Here is a 3,129-nt window from a genome sequence, read left to right on the forward strand (position 1 = left end):
TGCGATTCTGATTGACCTATCAGGAAAGTCGGAAGCGTCTAAAGATGAATCGAAACTGGCTGCTCGCCAAAACATGAATATCCTAGAGCGTGGCATTTCTCATCTCGCTGAAATTTTTGTTCCATTATTGCCTGCCATTATCACGGGTGGTTTGATTCTCGGGTTCCGTAACGTGATTGGTGACATCAAAATGTTTGATGGCCAGTCCCTTACTCAAATTAGTCAGTTCTGGGCAACGGTACACTCTTTCCTTTGGCTTATTGGTGAAGCCATCTTCTTCTTCCTACCCGTTGGTGTTTGTTGGGCGACAGTGAAAAAACTCGGAGGGACGCCAATCTTAGGCATCACTTTGGGTGTTACCTTGGTTTCTCCTCAGCTGATGAATGCGTATCTCATCGGTAAAGAAGTGCCTGAAGTCTGGGATTTCGGCCTGTTTGTGATTGAGAAAGTCGGGTATCAAGCTCAGGTTATTCCCGCCATGTTAGCTGGTGTTGCGCTCGCGTTTATTGAAACGAACTTAAAACGTATTGTTCCTTCTTATCTCTACTTAGTGGTCGTGCCGTTTGTGTCTATCATCGTATCGGTCATTCTTGCTCATGCGTTAATTGGTCCATTTGGTCGTGTATTAGGTGACGGTGTGGCGTTTGCTGCAAAAGCAGCAATGACGGGTGATTTTGCTGTTATCGGCTCAATGGTCTTTGGCTTCCTTTATGCGCCGTTGGTCATCACGGGTATTCACCACACAACCAATGCGGTGGATCTGCAGCTGATGCAAGAGCTTGGTGGCACGCCAATTTGGCCTCTGATCGCGCTTTCTAACATCGCTCAAGCGTCTGCGGTTGTTGGCATCATCATTATCAGTAAGAAGCATGGTGAGCGTGACATTTCAGTACCAGCGGCTATTTCGGCTTACCTTGGGGTGACTGAGCCTGCGATGTACGGCATTAACCTAAAATACAAATTCCCAATGCTAAGTGCGATGGTGGGCAGTGCTATTGCCGCGGCTGTGTGTGGTAGCGCAGGTGTCATGGCGAACGGTATCGGTGTTGGTGGTTTACCGGGCATCTTATCGATTCAGCCTCAGTTTTGGGGTATCTATGCTATCGCAATGCTTGTCGCCATGTTGATCCCTGCGGCTTTGACCCTGTTTTTCTACAAGCGAGCACAAATAAAAGGTGAGCTTGAGCCAGCTAGCGCTTAAGAACGTTTTCTCGCGGTAATTTTTAGTCAATCAAAGTGGAGTGGTGTTTGCCACTCCCTATTTCTTAATTTGTTGGTAAGTGAGCTTATAGATGGCGATGATTAATGTGGATAAAGAGTGGTGGAAAAAAGCGACCATTTATCAAATTTATCCGAAAAGTTTTTGTGATAGTGGAGCTAAGGGCACCGGTGACATTCAAGGGGTCATCTCTAAATTGGATTACCTGAAACTGCTTGGAATCGATGCTATTTGGTTAACCCCAATCTACGAATCTCCAATGATCGATAACGGTTATGACATTGCTGATTACTTTTCTGTAAACCCAGACTTTGGCACGATGGCCGACTTTAATGAACTGTTAACCAAAGCCCATGAGCGCGGTATTCGCATTATCATGGATATCGTTGTGAACCATACCTCAACGGCGCATCATTGGTTTCAGTCAGCGTTAGGTGACAAGAGCAGCCCATACCGAGATTACTACATTTGGAAAGATCCTGTGAACGGTGATATTCCGAACAACTGGCAGTCAAAGTTTGGTGGCAGTGCGTGGCACCTAGATGAACAAACTAATCAATATTATTTGCACCTCTTTGCCGAAGAGCAGGCCGATCTAAACTGGGAAAACCCAAAGGTGCGAGAAGAGGTAAAGCAAATCATCAGCTACTGGGCTGAAAAGGGCGTTGATGGCTTCCGATTAGATGTCATTAACCTCATCTCGAAACAACAAGATTATGCCGATGATGATACGGGTGATGGCCGACGTTTTTATACTGATGGGCCACGAGTTCATGAGTATTTGCAAGAGATCAGTGAAGCCGTGTTCCAGAAATACGGCAGTGTGACGGTTGGAGAAATGTCTTCAACGACGTTAGATCATTGCCAGCAATACTCTTCGAACGATGGTAAAGAGCTGTCTATGGTCTTCAATTTCCATCACCTAAAGGCGGATTACCTGAACGGTGAAAAGTGGACGAATGCGCCTTTTGACTTCTTACAACTCAAACAGATCTTTAATCACTGGCAAACAGGGCTGAATGGACAAGGCTGGGGAGCACTTTTTTGGTGTAACCACGATCAGCCTCGTGTGGTTAGCCGTTTAGGCAACGATACGACGTATCGCGTTGAATCGGCGAAAATGCTGGCCGCTTCAGTGCACATGATGCAAGGCACGCCTTATATTTACCAAGGTGAAGAGATTGGGATGACCAACCCTGGTTACGACAACATTGAGCAGTACCGCGATGTTGAGAGTACCAATATGTATGACATCATGGTGAATCAGAACCGTGTGACTCACGAAGAGATGATGGCAATCTTAGCGCAGAAGTCTCGTGATAACTCTCGTACGCCGATGCAGTGGGACAGCTCAGAATTTGCTGGGTTTTCTATAGTCGAACCATGGCTTGAAGTAGCATCGAACTATGGTGAGATCAATGCGAGTAAAGCGGTTGAAGATGATAATTCTGTTTTCTATTTTTATCAAAAATTGATTCAGCTACGTAAAGACGTGGATGTGATAACCACTGGCGATTATGTTGATCTTTTACCGCAGCACAAGTCGATATTTGCTTATCAAAGAACGTCTGAATCACAGTCGCTGATTTGCCTGAATAATTATTATGATCAAGAAGTTGAATGTGTTTTACCGAAAGGTGTTGATATTGGCAAGGCGCGTTACTTGCTAGGGAATTATGAAGGGCTTGAGAGCGAAACCGTGTCTCGTCACCAAGTGCTGAAACCGTATGAGACTAAAATCATTTTGATTGAATCATGATACTTATCCCCCCTATATTTTGTATCAGTAAGCACTGAATCAATCACTTTGGCCTCGCATCGTCGAGGTCATTTTTCTATTTGGGCATCCATATTAATAGATTGTTTATTCGGTAGATATTTAGGGATACTTAATGACTAACCCTTTGTAC

Annotated in this window: 2 protein-coding genes; both read left to right on the forward strand. The window is 44.9% G+C overall.

What is annotated here, in order from left to right:
• The coding region (gene treB, locus BCU12_RS10910) for a PTS trehalose transporter subunit IIBC (protein ID WP_102404302.1) at positions 1-1,201 on the forward strand (1,201 nt) is incomplete at its 5' end.
• Positions 1,202-1,292: 91 nt separating this feature from the next.
• Positions 1,293-2,978 carry an alpha,alpha-phosphotrehalase gene (treC, locus tag BCU12_RS10915; protein WP_102404303.1) on the forward strand — a complete coding sequence of 562 codons (1,686 nt, stop codon included), beginning with the start codon at positions 1,293-1,295 and terminating at the stop codon, positions 2,976-2,978.
• Positions 2,979-3,129: the final 151 nt, after the last annotated feature.

Source organism: Vibrio sp. 10N.261.55.A7 (assembly GCF_002877365.1).
Lineage (GTDB): Bacteria > Pseudomonadota > Gammaproteobacteria > Enterobacterales > Vibrionaceae > Vibrio.

Coding starts and splice junctions, on each gene's coding strand:
- treC (WP_102404303.1), top strand. CDS start 1,293: ATGGCGATGATTAATGTGGATAAAGAGTGGTGGAAAAAAGCGACCATT.